Here is a 13845-nt window from a genome sequence, read left to right as displayed (position 1 = left end):
GATGACCATGACATTAACCACATCGGACAAGCGCCTCGGCTTTTTCACCCGCGTTCTCGATGACGCCGCGGCTGGCGTTCGCTACCGGCTGGCGGCGGAGCAGATCGCCCAGGCCGAGCGCTACGGCTTCGACAGCGCCTGGGTGGCGCAACACCATTTCCATGCGGACGAGGGCGGACTGCCTGCGCCGCTCGTCTTCCTCGCCCATGTCGCAGCACAAACCTCGCGCATCCGCCTCGGCACCGGCGTAATCACCCTGCCGCTGGAAAATCCGATCCGCGTCGCGGAGGACACGGCGGTGCTCGATCTCCTCTCGCGCGGGCGGCTGGAGGTCGGCTTCGGCACCGGCGGCACGCCGTCCTCCTTTACCGCCTTCGGCCTCGAAAGTGACGCGCGGGGGGAGGTCTTCGCAAGACATCTGAAAATCGTCCTCGATGCCTGGGCGGGAAGGAAGCTCGAGGGCGGCGATAGTCTCTATCCCGCCGCGCCAGGTCTCGCCGATCGCGTCTGGCAGGCGACCTTCTCGGTCGCGGGCGGGGAGAGAGCGGGGAGGGCAGCCGACGGCCTGATGCTGTCGCGCACGCAGCCGCGGTCCGCAGAACGGCCCGATGCCGTGCTCGCGGATTTGCAGAACCCGATCATCGACGCCTATCTCAAGGCGTTGCCTGAGGGGCGGGCGCCGCGCATTCTTGGATCCCGCAGCCTGTTCGTGGCCGACACCCGCGCCGAAGCACTGCGCTTTGCCGAGATCGGTCTTCGCCGCGGCGCCGAGAGGCTGATCGCGGCCGGCCATAAGGTCGCGGGCGACACGCTCGCCGATTTCATCCGCGCCTTCGACGTCCATGTCGGGACACCGGAGGACGTGATCGAGAGCCTCTCGGCCGACGCAACGCTGGAGCGCGTTACCGATCTCGTCTTCCAGGTTCATTCGGTCGATCCGCCCCATCCGCTGATCCTGCGGTCGATCGAGCTGGTCGCCACCAAAGTTGCGCCGGCACTCGGTTGGGCACCGCAACGGCCTGTCGAGGCCAGGCGTATCGGTGCGGTCGGCTAAAGCCGGAGCGAAGCGATCCGGCGATTTCCGGCCATGAGAATCAAAAGAAGGAGACATGCTATGAGCATTTCCACACCTGACGTCATCGATCTGCTCGCCGGCGTCCAGCCGGGCTCGGCACTCGACCTCATTCGCGCACAAAGGCCACACACGCGGGAGCAGGCGCAGAAAAGTTATCTCGCTCTGTTTCAACCGGAAGAAAGCGGCGATGTCTCCCTTCAGGAGCGGCATGCCGTGGCGAGCTTCGTCGCCGGCCTTCATCGCCAGCCGGATGTTTTCGACTTGTACGCTACTCCGCTTGAGGATCAGGCCGGCGGCGCTTGGTTGATCGAAGCGGTGAAGGCCGAGATCGGTGCCGCCCATGCGACTGGTCCCTACGGCCATTATCCTCCTGGCCCCTTGACCGCCGAGGATCAGACGGGACCGACTTATCGCGCTTCGGAGGCAAGCCGGGAGACACTCGGACCGCGTCTTGGCGCCGCGCTGGAACATGCGCACCTGCTGATCTTTCATCCGCGGGACGCGAGTCCGAAAGCTTTGCAGGCATTGCTTGATGCCGGCTGGACGACGACGGGAATCGTTACGATGTCGCAGATCGTTTCCTTCGTTGCGTTCCAGGTCCGGGTCATTGTGGGCCTCGCCGCCCTGGCCGCGGCGACGAACCGCGCAGCCGCGTGAGTGCCGGAGAGCAACGAGCCATGACCCATCAAGTCGCCACAGATCAAATCATCGCCACCGCCGTGCAAAATGCACCCGTAGTCTTCACCCAGGACGAAATCGGCTGGACGCCCTGGATCGAACCTCTCGCAGAGGAGGAATTAACCGAGCGACACCATGCCGGGTTGGTCGAGGAAGCGAGAGCGAAATCGCCCTATTTCCGGCTTCTGGCGCGTGATCCGGAAGTGCTGGAAGCACGCACCAAGGCAGACAAGGACATCTTCTACAATACGACGACCGGGCTGCCGCGGGCAGAACGTGAACTCGCCGCAACCGCTGCCTCGCGTTTGAACGGTTGCATCTTCTGTGCGTCGGTGCACTCCCGTTTTGCCTCCCATCATTCGAAAAACAAGGACCACGTTCAGCAATTGCTGGATGACGGCCTTGAAGCCGATCTCGGCGAGCGCTGGAATGCGATCGTAGCGGCAGCGGCGGCGCTTACAGCTACGCCGGCTGCTTTCGATCAAGTCCATGTCCACCGGCTGAATGCTGCCGGTCTCGACGCGCTCGAAATTGCGGACGTCATTCACGCTGCAGCATTCTTCAACTGGGCGAACCGGCTGATGCTGTCGCTTGGTGAACCGACTCCGGCAAGATGACGGGAACGCCACCGAAGATCGCGCGTGAACCTCGTCACGCGCGTCAGGGTATGCACCTACGGTCCGGCGTCCGTGTCGGCTCGGCTACCCGCCCGAATGAGATCGCGCATGAAATCATTGGTTCGGGACCCCGAGACCCTCATTCTTCCCGGGCTTAATGGATCGCCCGAAGGACATTGGCAACGTCATTGGGCGCGCGACCGGTCGGACAGCCGAGTCGTCGAGCAGGACAACTGGACATATCCCGACCTTCATAGCTGGTTGGAGCGACTCGTAAGCGCGATCGAAGCCTCCCCAGGCGATGTCAAGCTGGTCGCTCACAGTCTCGGCTGCGTGCTCGCAGCCAACCTTGCGAACCACCGCCTCGCATCCCGTGTTCGCGGGGCGCTTCTGGTCGCGCCATGTGACCTCGAGACGACGGAGAAGCTGCATCCCTGCACAATTACCTTCGGCTCCATGCCACGGTCGCGGCTACCCTTCCCGAGCCTCATCGTCGGAAGTCTCAACGACCCTTACATGTCGGTGGAAAGATTGCGTCTTACGGCCCGTTGCTGGGGGAGTGCGCTCATCGATCTCGGCGAGGCCGGGCACATCAACATCGCGAGCGGCTTCGGGCGCTGGGAAGCCGGATACGCATTGCTCGACCTCCTCAAGTCAACTGGCGAACGGGCTGTTTTCAACCGGCTCGCAGAAGACGGGCTCTTCTTCACGACGCCTCAAACTCTAGTTCCGGGTATTGGACCTTCACGCGCTGGACGCACGAAAGTCGGCTCTAAGCTCAATTAAGACATTCATAAGTTTCGCTGCAAATGACGGCTTGGGGTCGAAGGGAGCCGTTCTTCACGAGCCCCGTGCCCGGCTTGTTGCGAGGATGTTCACGTTCTAGGCTAAAATGATCGCATAATGTATCAATGGGAACCTGGGCGTGTGCAGTACCGGATAGGACAGGAGCCGCGCCATTCAACACGGTGGATCGGGATCGAAGGCCGCTTGTTATTTATGCCCCTCATGCTATATGTAGGTAAATACCTACATGGAGGCGTGCCGTGAACATCACGACCCTTTCCAGCCGAGAGCTAAACCATGACGTCAGCAGCGCTAAGAAGGCAGCAAGAAACGGTCCGGTTATCATCACCGATCGCGGCAAGCCTTCCCATGTCCTAATGACCTATGACGAATTCGAGCGCTTGAGCGGCAAGCACCGCAGCCTCGTTGACGCGCTCGCCATGCCCGGCCTGTCGGCGATCGAGTTCGAGCCGCACCGCATCGAAATCAGACCCCGGGATGTGGACTTCTCTTGAGGTACCTACTGGATACCAATGTCGTGTCCGAACTGCGCAAGATCGGTGACGGCAAAGCCGATGCCAACGTGGTAGCATGGATCGGAGCGGAAGATGCGGCGCGCTTCTTCCTTTCGGCGATCACGATTCTTGAATTGGAGCGCGGTGTACTCGGCGTGCAGCGCCGGGACGCCTCCCAGGGTGCCCGGCTGCGCTCTTGGCTCGATGGCCATGTGCGCCCGGAATTCGCAGGCCGCATTCTGCCGATCGACGATGCAGTTGCGACACGTTGCGCGCACCTGCACATCCCCGACCGGCGCAACGAGGCCGATGCGCTGATTGCCGCGACCGCTCTGGTCCACGACATGACCGTGGTGACACGCAACACCAAGGATTTCGAAGGCACTGGCGTCGTTTTGGTCGATCCCTGGCAGAGCTGACGGTATCGCTCGTGCTCGGGTTCGAGGCCCATCGGTCTTGAGCACAGCTGGGCGGCAATTCTGTGGGGGTGTCGGGGGTCAGTGTAAGCTCGACTAAATTGGGCGATCGACTGACATTCCCGCCGTCGATTGCGTCCGATTGCAGGGTCGCCTTTTCGATTCTCCTCAAGGGCGAGATTTTGCGTGGCACACCCGTGTTATACTAACGTTCGAAGGGTTCGCCGAGCGAGGCGACGCCGTTCAGCTTCAGCAGGCGGCGATCTGCCGAAATAATGCCGAGCACGAGGATGGTGACGAGGTAGGGCAGGCTCGCCAGCAGTTGTGACGGAACGTCCAGTCCGGACGCCTGGGCTGCGAGACCCATCAGCGATACGGCGCCGAAGAGGCATGCGCCGAGGAAGATCCGGCCGGTGAGCCACGTTCCGAACACGACGAGCGCGATCGCGATCCAGCCACGCCCGGCGATCATCCCGTCGGCCCAAAGCGGTGTGTAAACCACCGCCGCGTAGGCGCCAGCAAAGCCTGCCATCGTCCCGCCAAATGCAACAGCGGCGAAGCGGACGGTGATCACCGAATAGCCGATGGCGTGGGCGGCCTTGGGGTTCTCGCCGATGGCCCGGACGACGAGACCGATCTTGGTATAGGCAAACGTCGCCCATATGGCGAAGGTTGCTGCAAGGGAAAGCCATACGACGACGTCCTGGATGAAGAGGCCGCCGACTAGCGGAGTTTCGGAAAGCCATGGAAGTCCAAGCTTTGGAAGCCCCTTGACCGTGAGGCTCTCATAGGACTTGCCGAAAAGCGCCGAGAGACCTTGGCCGAGGATGCCTATGGCAAGGCCCGTGGCCACTTGGTTCGCCCGAAATCCGAGCGCGATGACGGCAAAAACAAGGGAAAGGACGGCGCTGCCGAGGCCGGCGGCGATGAAACCCAGAAGATGTCCCCCGCCATGATGGACGATGACGAAGGCGAGCACAGCGCCAAACGCCATCAAGCCCTCCACGCCGAGGTTGAGGACCCCGGCTCGCTCGACCACCAGCTCCCCGAGCGCCGCCAGCAGAAACGGCGTCGCAGCCGCGAGCATGCCGGCAAGAATGAACTCGATGGCGTTCATGGTTGGCTCCGGTAGGCGGCACGGCGCCATTCGAGACGGTACCGCACGAAGGCGACGGCGACGAGGTAGGCGAGAAGAAGGCTGCCCTGAAAGACGCGCACTGCGGCGATCGGCAGGTTTGCCGATACCATGGCATTGTCCCCCCCGATATAGAGGACCGCCATGCACAGCGCCGAGACAACGATGCCGATCGGATGCAGGCCGCCGAGATAGGCGACGATAATGGCCGCATAGCCATAACCTGTCGAAATCGAGCGCTGCAACTGGCCGAGTGGACCGGCGACCTCGGCTGCGCCAGCGAGGCCGGCGGCGCATCCGCCGATGAGAAGGGAAAGCCAGATCGCCCATTCTTCGTTGAAGCCGGCGTAACTGGCGGCACGGGGCGCCAAGCCTCCGACCTGGAGCTTGTAGCCGATGAAACTCTTCTGCATCAAGATCCATGCCGCGATCGATAAGGCGATTGTCAGGAGCAGTGAGACGTTGACGCGCGTACCGGGGATCAGGATCGGCACCATCGCGTCATACTGGAACATCACCGACTGGGGGAAGTTGAAGCCGTTGGGATCCTTCCAGGGGCCGAGGAGCAGGTAATTGAGGAACTGCGCGGCAACGAGGGTCAGCATCAGGGAAACGAGTATTTCGTTCGCATTGAGCTTGACGCGCCAGAAGGCGGTAACCGAAGCCCATAGGGCGCCACCGAGAGCGCCAAGGAGAAGCATGACGGGCCAGACCCACTGACCTGTTGCTTGCGGAAACCATACGGGGATGGCGGAGGCGAATATCGCGCCCAGAATGAACTGGCCCTCGGCACCGATGTTGAAGACTTTCGCGCGAAAGCCGATCGCAAGGCCCTGTGCGATGAGGAGGAGGGGACCTGTCTTTAACAGCACTTCCGAGAACGAGGCCCAGGAGAGGAAGGGCTCGAGAAGCATGGCATAGACGACTGCCACGGGATCGCGGCCCATCAGCACGTAGAGCCCGAGATTGACAACGGTCGCCGCGGCGAGCGCGACCGGAGGCGCAATGAGGGTAGCGGCAAGCGAGCCGCGCTCCCGGCGGACAAGGACTGGAAGGAAGGCTGCGGAGAAAGCGATCATGCCAAGGCCTTTCGGTCTGCAGTTTGGGATGCAGCATGTGCTCCCATCATATATCGGCCGATCTCCTCGGGTCGCGTGGCCTGCGTGACGAGTGGCGGGCTAAGCCGGCCGTGGTGCAGCACCTGGATGGAATCGCAAAGTTCGAAAAGCTCCTCGAGCTCCTCGGAAATGACCAGGATTGCCAGGCCTTCGTTGCGCAGCGTGATGAGCCGCCTGCGGATGGCGGATGCGGCCCCGATGTCGACACCCCAGGTCGGCTGCGCCACGAACAGCAGTTTCGGAGAGAGCATGATCTCGCGGCCAACGATGAACTTCTGCAGATTGCCCCCTGAAAGCGCGCCGGCTTCTGCTTCCGGGCCGGGCGTGCGGACATCGTATTGGCGGATGCACGCCTGGGTGAACGCCGTCGCCTTCGCCTTGTTGACGAGACCGCGCCTGAGAAGGTTGAGCGGATGCGCGGTCAGCAAGCTGTTCATGACGAGCGACATTTCCGGTACGGCGCCGCGTCCGAGCCGGTCTTCGGGAACGAACGCAAATCCCAACAGCCGACGGGCAGCCGCATGGAGCGTGCCTACGTCCTTGCCCATCATGTAGATCCGGTCGCGCTGTTCTCGCGGCAGCACCGCCTCACCGGAGATCAGCGCGGCAAGCTCGCTTTGCCCGTTGCCCGAAATCCCGGCTATTCCGAGGATTTCACCGGCACGCACCGTCAGGCTGATATCGGTGAGCGGCACGGCAAAGGGGTCGTCCGGCCGATAGTCCAGGCCGATGATTTCGAGGCACTTTTCGCCGCCAGACTGGGGCAGCGCCTCCATCGGTTCCGGCATGTCGCGGCCGATCATCATCCGTGCAAGGTCATGCGCATCGTGTTCGCGCGGGTCCACATCTCCGGTGACGCGCCCGCCGCGCAGGATGGTCGCCCTATCGCAGATCGCCCGAATTTCCTCCAGCTTGTGGGAGATGTACAGGATGGAAACGCCGCCGTCCCGCAGGCGACGCAAGGTGTCGAAGAGCTTGTCCACCGCTTGCGGCGGCAGGACGGAGGTCGGTTCGTCGAGGATCAGCAGCTTCGGATTGGTCATCAGGCATCGGATGATCTCCACCCGCTGCCGCTCGCCGACGGAAAGCGTATGCACATGGGCAAGCGCGTCGACCTCGAGGCCGAAGTCGCGTCCGAACGTCCGGATGCGTTGCACGAGATCGGCTTTCCGGCCCGGCACGACCAGCCGGATATTCTCCACGACGGTCAGGGTCTCGAAGAGCGAGAAGTGCTGGAAGACCATGCCGATCCCCTGGCGCCTCGCCTCCGCAGGGGAGGCAAGGCTCAAAGGCTCTCCGGCCCACACGACGGTACCGCCGTCTGGCTGCTCGACGCCGGAGATCAGCTTCATCAGCGTCGATTTCCCCGCCCCGTTCTCGCCGAGGATCGCGTGGACCGACTGCGGGGCCACATCCAGATCGATATCCTGGTTGGCTCTAATCTGTCCGTAGCTTTTGGAAATGCCGCGGAGCGACAGCAAGGGCGCGGTCATGGCTCACTTTGGCAGAGGGGTGGCGACGCCCTTGACGTGCCAGTCCATCGCGACGATTTCGCCATCCGTGAGCGTTGCACCGGCGGCCACCCCTTGGTTGCCGGCGGCCTTGGTGATCGGCCCGATAAAGGGTGAGAAGCTGGCATCGGCAATCTTCGCCTCGATCGCCTTGATCTTGGTCATGACGTCGGCCGGGATATCCGGGTTCCAGTCGACGACCTCAACGACCGCGTCGGATACGCCGAGGAAGGCGTTGGCGCCCTTGAACGTGCCGGCGACATGGGCGTCGACCGAGGCCTTAAAGAAGGGCGACCAATCCGTCGCCACGCAGCCGAGATAGGTCTTGGGCGCGTATTTCTTCATCGACGAGTTGAGATTGAACGCGTAGACGCCGGCCTCCTCGCAGGCCGAGATAACGGACGGCGTGTCCTGTGCATTGGAGAAGATCACGTCGCATTTCTGCGCCATCAAAGCCTTGGCGGCCTCCTGCTCCTTGGCCGGATCGAACCACGAGTTCACCCATACGACCGACACCTCGACATCGGGGTTCACGGCTTGCGCGCCGAGCGTGAAGGCGTTGATGGAGGTGATCAGCTCCGGGATGGCGAAGGCGGAGACCGAGCCCAGCTTGCCGGTCTTGGAAAGCGCAGCGGCAGCCATGCCGAGCAGGTAGGTCCCCTGAAAATACTTGGCCGCGAAGGGCGAGAAGTTCGGAGCCACCTGGAAGCCGGACGCGTGCAGCACGGTGACGGCCGGATTGCGGCGAGCGATCTGCAGGGCGCCGTTCTGGTAGCCGAAGGAGCCGGCGATCAGGAAGTTGTTCCCGTCGGAGACCGTCTTGTTCATGATACGGTCGGCATCGGGACCTTCCGGGATGTTCTCGATGACGGTGACCTTCACCTTGTCTCCGTAGGCGGCCTTGACCGGCTCGAGGCCCGCGGCAAGAGCATGACCCCAGCCGACGTCGCCGACCGGCGAGGGGATCACGAGGGTGATTCCGAGCGGCTCTTCGGCGGCCATGGCGGCCCGACCGCCAAGCATGCCTGTGAGACCGGCGGCGGCAACGCCCTTCATCAGTGTTCTGCGAGTTACATTGTTCAGCATGTCAGTTCCCCTGTTTTGAATTCTAGAATTCCACCGTCGCGAGAGCGGCCTCGGCCTCGGCGAACAGCCGCGGCTCGTCGAGCCCGACGAATTCGCCCTTCGCCCAGACGATGCGGCCGTTGATCATTGTCATGTCAGTGGGCATGCCGATGCCGACCTTGGCAATCAGGCTCAGCGGATCATGCCGCGTGCCGACGTAGTCCATGCGCCGCGTGTCTATCGCAAAAAGATCGGCGGCCATGCCAGGAGCAAGGCGGCCGATGTCGCGGCGGCCGAGGAGGGCGGCGCCGCCGGTCGTCGCATAGCCGAGGAAATCCGCCGGGGGCGGCACGGGATGCGCGCGCGTCGATGCCGTTAGGCACTGCAGCATGTAGGCGGAGTGCACGCAGTGCATCAGGTTCGAGTTGTCGTTCGAGGCCGCGCCGTCGCAGCCGAGACCCACGCGCAGACCAAGGGCCGACATCGCCGGAATGTCCGTAATCTCGGCGCCGACCAGATAGACCGGCTCCGGGCAGTGCGAGACGCCGGTGCCGCTCGCCGCCATCGTCCGCAACTCGTCCTGGGTGAGTTCCCAGCAATGGGCATAGAAGGTGTCGGGACCGGCAAATCCGAGTTCCGCGCAGTAATCGACCGTCCGCATGCCGTGCCGGGCCTCAACGACCGGGCTCTCGCCTTCGCCCACATGCGTGTGCATCTGCACGCCGCGATCGCGCGCCAGTGCGACCGACTCCACGAAGGTCTCGCGGTAGCAATTGACGGGCTGGCAGGGCGCAACCACGAGCTGCCGCATGCTGAAGGGGCTGGCATCCTGGTAGGTGTCGATCAGCCGCGCGCAATCGGCGATGAACTCGTCCGTCGTTTCCAGCATGGCATCGGGGATCGTTGAGCCTTCGGATTTCGGCAGCGTGTTGCCGCCACGCCCGGCATGGAAACGCATGCCCAGAAGGTCGGCAGCCTCGAACTGACGGTCGATCAGCCGTTTGCCGGCGTGCCGCGGGAAGCAGTACTGGTGGTCGAAGGCCGTGGTGCAGCCGTGCTTGATCATCTCGGCCATCGCCGTAACCGAGGCGTGGTAGAAACAGTCCTCGTTGAGCCGCGAAAAGATCGGATAGATGCGGTCGAGCCATTCGATGACCGACAGCTTCGTCCAATCGAGATCCGCACGGTTGCGGACGAAACACTGGAAGAAGTGGTGGTGGGTGTTGACAAGCCCCGGATAAACGAACCAGCCGGCGGCGTCCTGCGTGATCGTCCCGGCCGGTAGCGGTCCTTTGTGAAGGTTTTCGCCGATTGCCTCTATCGCGGGGCCATTCGTCAGGAGATCCACGTTCCGGTGGACGCTCGGACCCTTGCCCTCGTCGACGATGACGGCCGCGCAGTTTTTGAGAAGGTAACCGGCCATGTCACACCTCGTCCGGTTCGACGAGGGGGTCGGGCTTCAGCTCGTGTAGCCGATGGATTCCGGGCATCTCGATGAAGTTGTCGAGGCCGCGGATCGCGCGGGACCATAGCCTTATAGCGGGGTAGGGGTCGAGCGGGATGCCGCCGTCCGGCGCGAGCACCACGTAGGGGAAGCATGCGATATCGGCAACCGTCGGCCGGTCGGAGGCGAGGAACCGCATGCCGCGCAGGCGCTGTTCGACCAGCCCCGCCTCCAGCTCGCGAAGCGCCGCTATGCCCTGCGCCTGGAGCGCGCCGATGTCGCCCGACCGCAGGAGCATTTGGTGAAGGCGCGCGCCGCCGAGGCTGGCGGTCAGCCGGTGTGCGAAGGAAAGCCACTGCTGGATACGCGCCACTTCCTCCGGTGCGCCACTGCCGAGCCATTCCGGCGCGGCCTTGGCGGCAAGATAGGCGAGCATGGCGGCGGATTCAGTCAGGATCAGGTCACCCTCCTCGAGGATCGGGATGGATCCCGCCGGATTGAGCGACATGAGCTCGGTGCCGCGATGCTCGGCGCCGGGATGAAAGTCGACCGCTCTGATTTCCAGCTTCACGCCGGTCAGTGCCGCCATCAGGCGCACCTTGTAGCAGCTCGGTGAAAGGACGTAATCGTAGAGCTTCATTGCGCCACCAGCTGTGCGCCGTAGGTATAGTTGTGGCGTTTCAGCCAGCGCCTGTAGGCGACCGAGGTAAGGTCGGCTCTCGTGGGGATTTCCATTCCGGGATCGAGCGGCAGGAGCCGGGGGATCTGGTTTTCGAGGATCGACCGGTCCTGCAGGAAGATCGTCTGCTGGAAGTGGATGAGGTCGGTCATCGGTGTGACATCGTCGAAGAGCGCCATCCACGGCCAGACGTCGCACAGGTCTTCGGCGAGCGGCTGGACGAAGAGGGTGATGACGTCCCATTCCCCGGGGCGGACCGGACAGGTCTTGTAGAGAACGGAGCAGGTCGGTGCCGGCACGCGGTACATGTATTCCGTCGTGATGCCGCCGCTTGCCGATTTGGCAGCCTGCGGCTGGTAGAATTTCACCTGTGTTGCCCAGACCTCATCCTCGTGCTGGCGGATTTCGACCTTGTAGTCCTGCACTTCCGTGTGCGGCTCTGCGCCCAGGATGTCGGTATGCACAAAGGGGAAATGCGCGATGTCGAGGAAGTTCTCGACCGCCCGCAGCGGCGAGCAGCGCACGCGGACCACGCCGACATCGACGAGCCGGCGGCCGGGCTGGTCAGCCTCGGGAATCGCGAAAAGATTCTTCCGAGGCTTGCCGAGAGAGGACCAGACATGGCCGTAGCGGACGCAAACGGGAATAGTCCGCCCATCGCCGGACGTCACCCTCGCGTGGCCCTCGGCGTCGAGCACCACCTCGATGGGCTCTCCCATCAGGGCGGTCCTGCGTCCGTTCACGTCGAGCTGGCTGAAAAGGCCGACCGGATACCACTCGTCGATCATCGTGTCCTGGATTATGGCGCGGTCCCTTTCGTCTGAAGATCTTCGGCTATCCGCCGCAAGGTCTCAACGGCGCGTGACGCAGCGATGCGCTGGGGCGGAGTGCTTTTATTGTCCAACAGAACATGGATCAGCGTCTGTTCGTCTCCCTGCGGGACGAGCAGCAGCCGGATTTTCTGCGTATCCTGCGCTTGCCAGACAAGGCCGTCGGCACCCGCCTTTGCGCCGGCCGCGGCCTCGACCGCCGCAACACCGGCATGTGCTGTCAGTGAGCGCAGGGGAATGACGCCTTCAAGCCGCGGGGGCTGAGCGGTGGGTACTCCCACGGCAACCCAGATGACGCCGCCGGACTCTTCAACCTCATGCATTTCTACACGTATTGTTTCCGGCGGCGTGAGACCCGGATGGGCCGGGATACGCAAGCAGTTTCCGGTCCGGGCGTAACTCCAACCGTGATAGATGCAGGAAAGGGCCTCGCCACGCACGAAGCCATGGGAAAGGCGCATGCCGCGATGGGGACACCGGTCCGCCGAGGCGGCGGCGCGGCCCGACTGACTTCGCCAGAGGGCGATCGACCCGGCTGGTGTCCGTGCGGGCATCACGGTTCCCGCTGGCAAATCCGCGGAAAGGGCAACTGGTGTCCAAGAGCCCGTCTTGCCGGACAGCATGAATATACTTTCCAAATAATACCAACACCTTAGCCTAGCGAAGAACCCGAAGCCGACGGGATGACTTGCGGCTTAGTGTTGCCACGCTTGCATAAGTTTTCTGCATTTGCAACTTTGATTAAATAAGCGGCAGATATAGCTGTGGACGGTCAAGAGTCCGGTCGCGGCCCTGGTCGCCACCGCCGTCAACCGGTGTGCGGTGTATCGTCTCGACCCGGACGTCGAAGGGCCCGAGCGAACATCCGATCTCCATCATGTCGATCAGATCCACCGGTCCGGCGACCTCGAGTTCGATCCGGTTGGGACTGGTATGGGAGATGGACTGCGAGAGCCCGAGCTTAGCGGCATGGCGCCAGATCCAGGGGACGAAGGAGACGGCGTCAAGATCGCCAAGGATGGTCATCCGCTCCCGGGAGTGGCTCTGATGTCGCTCCGTCATAAGGCCTCGCGCTTGGTATATTGGCTTACAGCATAGCGCCTGAATGAACTTGCGAAAGGGTAATCGACGAACGGAAAAGGCTTCACGGCGATGCAGAGAGTGTGCCCCCCGCCCTGAAAGTAATCCGTGCCCAGCTCTGCGTGACGTTTACGCACCGCGCTTTCAAGGCTCCTTCCGCGTGTTGGATGTGCGCCGAAGCAAGGCGCGGTCCAAGGCCTTAAGACCAGCAAAGCGGAAAGCCATGCCCGCGAAGACGAGCTGTCGCCAGTAAATCAAGATATTGGTAATGGCACGCATATCCATCTCCTCACGCGAAGCGTCACGCAATGAAGGCCAAGCCAATACCGGCGCCTATGATCCCCGTGCCGATGATGCGAAGCGCCGGCATGGGGCCGGAGCCGTGTCGGGCAAGTGCGTGGCAGGCGGCGATGCCGGTGATGTGGAGGATCACCGTGCCGCCGGCGAAGCCGAGGATATGGCCGAGCGGCGCAGCGGCCGGACCCTCTGTCCCATGGGCAAAGCCATGGAAAAAGCCGAAGGTGGCGGCGCCGGTGACTGCGAGCGCAACAGGCATGTTCGCGTTGGCGATCAACGCCGCGCCCAAGAGGACGACGGAGGTGATGATCGCCGTTTCGACGAGCGGGACCGTACCGCCGGTCAGGGCATACACCGCGCCCGAAACCATGGCCGAGACAAAGGCGAGCGGCAGCCGCCAGAGCGCTGAGCCGCCGAGCCGTGCGGCAATCATCCCGACGGCGACCATGGCGAGCAGGTGGTCAAGACCCGAAAATGGGTGGAGGAAGCCGCTTTCGACACCGTAGAAATGATCGCCGGTATGAGCCAAAGCCTGGCAGGGCAGAGTGGCGAGAAGGGCGGCGAGCGCGGTGAGAATCCTGAAGTTCATGGCCTTGCCT

General features: G+C 63.0%; 17 protein-coding genes. 6 read left to right on the top strand and 11 right to left on the bottom strand.

Annotated features, from left to right (window positions below; translation table 11 throughout):
- Positions 1-7: 7 nt before the first annotated feature.
- From CO664_RS27910 to CO664_RS27885, 6 genes are all read left to right on the top strand, one after another.
- On the top strand, positions 8-1054 hold the full coding sequence (locus CO664_RS27910; protein WP_097540580.1) for a putative FMN-dependent luciferase-like monooxygenase: 1047 nt from the start codon (positions 8-10) through the stop codon (positions 1052-1054).
- 60 nt (positions 1055-1114) lie between these two features.
- Positions 1115-1732: a CMD domain protein gene (locus tag CO664_RS27905; RefSeq protein ID WP_097540562.1), complete on the top strand. Its 618-nt coding sequence runs from the start codon at positions 1115-1117 to the stop codon at positions 1730-1732.
- Between the two features lie 20 nt (positions 1733-1752).
- Entirely contained in the window at positions 1753-2370 is a 618-nt protein-coding gene (locus CO664_RS27900; RefSeq protein WP_097540561.1) for an alkylhydroperoxidase domain protein, read from the top strand.
- 108 nt (positions 2371-2478) lie between these two features.
- Positions 2479-3156 carry an alpha/beta hydrolase gene (locus CO664_RS27895; protein ID WP_097540560.1) on the top strand — a complete coding sequence of 226 codons (678 nt, stop codon included), beginning with the start codon at positions 2479-2481 and terminating at the stop codon, positions 3154-3156.
- A 260-nt stretch (positions 3157-3416) separates the two neighbouring features.
- The gene (locus CO664_RS27890) at positions 3417-3671 is read left to right on the top strand and encodes a type II toxin-antitoxin system Phd/YefM family antitoxin (RefSeq protein WP_097540559.1); all 255 of its coding nucleotides are present in this window, start codon (positions 3417-3419) and stop codon (positions 3669-3671) included.
- Positions 3668-4090: a type II toxin-antitoxin system VapC family toxin gene (locus CO664_RS27885; RefSeq protein ID WP_097540558.1), complete on the top strand. Its 423-nt coding sequence runs from the start codon at positions 3668-3670 to the stop codon at positions 4088-4090. The genes CO664_RS27890 and CO664_RS27885 overlap by 4 nt, the downstream gene beginning before the upstream one ends.
- 202 nt (positions 4091-4292) lie before the next feature.
- On the opposite strand, the gene CO664_RS27880 is transcribed toward CO664_RS27885, so the two are convergent.
- The 11 genes from CO664_RS27880 to CO664_RS27830 form a co-directional block, all read right to left on the bottom strand.
- Positions 4293-5204: an ABC transporter permease gene (locus CO664_RS27880; RefSeq protein ID WP_097540557.1), complete on the bottom strand. Its 912-nt coding sequence runs from the start codon at positions 5202-5204 to the stop codon at positions 4293-4295.
- A complete protein-coding gene (locus tag CO664_RS27875) occupies positions 5201-6301 on the bottom strand; it encodes an ABC transporter permease (RefSeq protein WP_097540556.1) in 1101 nt (366 codons plus the stop codon). Before CO664_RS27875 ends, CO664_RS27880 begins: the two co-directional genes overlap by 4 nt.
- The gene (locus CO664_RS27870; protein ID WP_097540555.1) at positions 6298-7833 is read right to left on the bottom strand and encodes an ABC transporter ATP-binding protein; all 1536 of its coding nucleotides are present in this window, start codon (positions 7831-7833) and stop codon (positions 6298-6300) included. Before CO664_RS27870 ends, CO664_RS27875 begins: the two co-directional genes overlap by 4 nt.
- 3 nt (positions 7834-7836) lie before the next feature.
- Positions 7837-8934 (bottom strand): BMP family ABC transporter substrate-binding protein, encoded by a 1098-nt coding sequence (locus CO664_RS27865; RefSeq protein WP_176536700.1) that lies wholly within the window; start codon positions 8932-8934, stop codon positions 7837-7839.
- Positions 8935-8959: 25 nt separating this feature from the next.
- Positions 8960-10339 (bottom strand): amidohydrolase, encoded by a 1380-nt coding sequence (locus tag CO664_RS27860; RefSeq protein WP_097540554.1) that lies wholly within the window; start codon positions 10337-10339, stop codon positions 8960-8962.
- Position 10340: 1 nt separating this feature from the next.
- A complete protein-coding gene (locus CO664_RS27855) occupies positions 10341-11000 on the bottom strand; it encodes a glutathione S-transferase family protein (protein ID WP_097527719.1) in 660 nt (219 codons plus the stop codon).
- Positions 10997-11827 carry an aromatic ring-hydroxylating dioxygenase subunit alpha gene (locus CO664_RS27850; protein ID WP_097540553.1) on the bottom strand — a complete coding sequence of 277 codons (831 nt, stop codon included), beginning with the start codon at positions 11825-11827 and terminating at the stop codon, positions 10997-10999. The genes CO664_RS27855 and CO664_RS27850 overlap by 4 nt, the downstream gene beginning before the upstream one ends.
- Before the next feature lie 11 nt (positions 11828-11838).
- Complete coding sequence (locus CO664_RS27845) at positions 11839-12492, bottom strand: Rieske 2Fe-2S domain-containing protein (protein WP_097527721.1); 654 nt, start codon at positions 12490-12492, stop codon at positions 11839-11841.
- 118 nt (positions 12493-12610) lie between these two features.
- Positions 12611-12931, bottom strand: coding sequence for an acylphosphatase (locus CO664_RS27840; RefSeq protein WP_097527722.1), 321 nt, complete (start codon positions 12929-12931; stop codon positions 12611-12613).
- A 162-nt stretch (positions 12932-13093) separates the two neighbouring features.
- Positions 13094-13228, bottom strand: a complete 135-nt coding sequence (locus tag CO664_RS31610) for a hypothetical protein (RefSeq protein WP_272939085.1) — start codon at positions 13226-13228, stop codon at positions 13094-13096.
- A 22-nt stretch (positions 13229-13250) separates the two neighbouring features.
- Positions 13251-13835, bottom strand: a complete 585-nt coding sequence (locus CO664_RS27830; RefSeq protein WP_097540552.1) for a HupE/UreJ family protein — start codon at positions 13833-13835, stop codon at positions 13251-13253.
- Positions 13836-13845: the final 10 nt, after the last annotated feature.

This window comes from Sinorhizobium sp. NG07B (assembly GCF_002532005.1).
Classification (GTDB): Bacteria; Pseudomonadota; Alphaproteobacteria; order Rhizobiales; family Rhizobiaceae; genus Sinorhizobium; species Sinorhizobium fredii_C.
Note: the sequence above shows the minus strand (reverse complement) of the source record. Positions and strands in the feature narration are given on the sequence as shown.

Bases quoted from the DNA above. Each gene is read 5' to 3' on its own strand.
- CO664_RS27910 (WP_097540580.1), top strand. From the start codon at position 8: ATGACATTAACCACATCGGACAAGCGCCTCGGCTTTTTCACCCGCGTT.
- CO664_RS27905 (WP_097540562.1), top strand. From the start codon at position 1,115: ATGAGCATTTCCACACCTGACGTCATCGATCTGCTCGCCGGCGTCCAG.
- CO664_RS27900 (WP_097540561.1), top strand. From the start codon at position 1,753: ATGACCCATCAAGTCGCCACAGATCAAATCATCGCCACCGCCGTGCAA.
- CO664_RS27895 (WP_097540560.1), top strand. From the start codon at position 2,479: ATGAAATCATTGGTTCGGGACCCCGAGACCCTCATTCTTCCCGGGCTT.
- CO664_RS27880 (WP_097540557.1), bottom strand. From the start codon at position 5,204: ATGAACGCCATCGAGTTCATTCTTGCCGGCATGCTCGCGGCTGCGACG.
- CO664_RS27875 (WP_097540556.1), bottom strand. From the start codon at position 6,301: ATGATCGCTTTCTCCGCAGCCTTCCTTCCAGTCCTTGTCCGCCGGGAG.
- CO664_RS27870 (WP_097540555.1), bottom strand. From the start codon at position 7,833: ATGACCGCGCCCTTGCTGTCGCTCCGCGGCATTTCCAAAAGCTACGGA.
- CO664_RS27860 (WP_097540554.1), bottom strand. From the start codon at position 10,339: ATGGCCGGTTACCTTCTCAAAAACTGCGCGGCCGTCATCGTCGACGAG.
- CO664_RS27855 (WP_097527719.1), bottom strand. From the start codon at position 11,000: ATGAAGCTCTACGATTACGTCCTTTCACCGAGCTGCTACAAGGTGCGC.
- CO664_RS27850 (WP_097540553.1), bottom strand. From the start codon at position 11,827: ATGATCGACGAGTGGTATCCGGTCGGCCTTTTCAGCCAGCTCGACGTG.
- CO664_RS27845 (WP_097527721.1), bottom strand. From the start codon at position 12,492: ATGCTGTCCGGCAAGACGGGCTCTTGGACACCAGTTGCCCTTTCCGCG.
- CO664_RS27840 (WP_097527722.1), bottom strand. From the start codon at position 12,931: ATGACGGAGCGACATCAGAGCCACTCCCGGGAGCGGATGACCATCCTT.
- CO664_RS31610 (WP_272939085.1), bottom strand. From the start codon at position 13,228: ATGCGTGCCATTACCAATATCTTGATTTACTGGCGACAGCTCGTCTTC.
- CO664_RS27830 (WP_097540552.1), bottom strand. From the start codon at position 13,835: ATGAACTTCAGGATTCTCACCGCGCTCGCCGCCCTTCTCGCCACTCTG.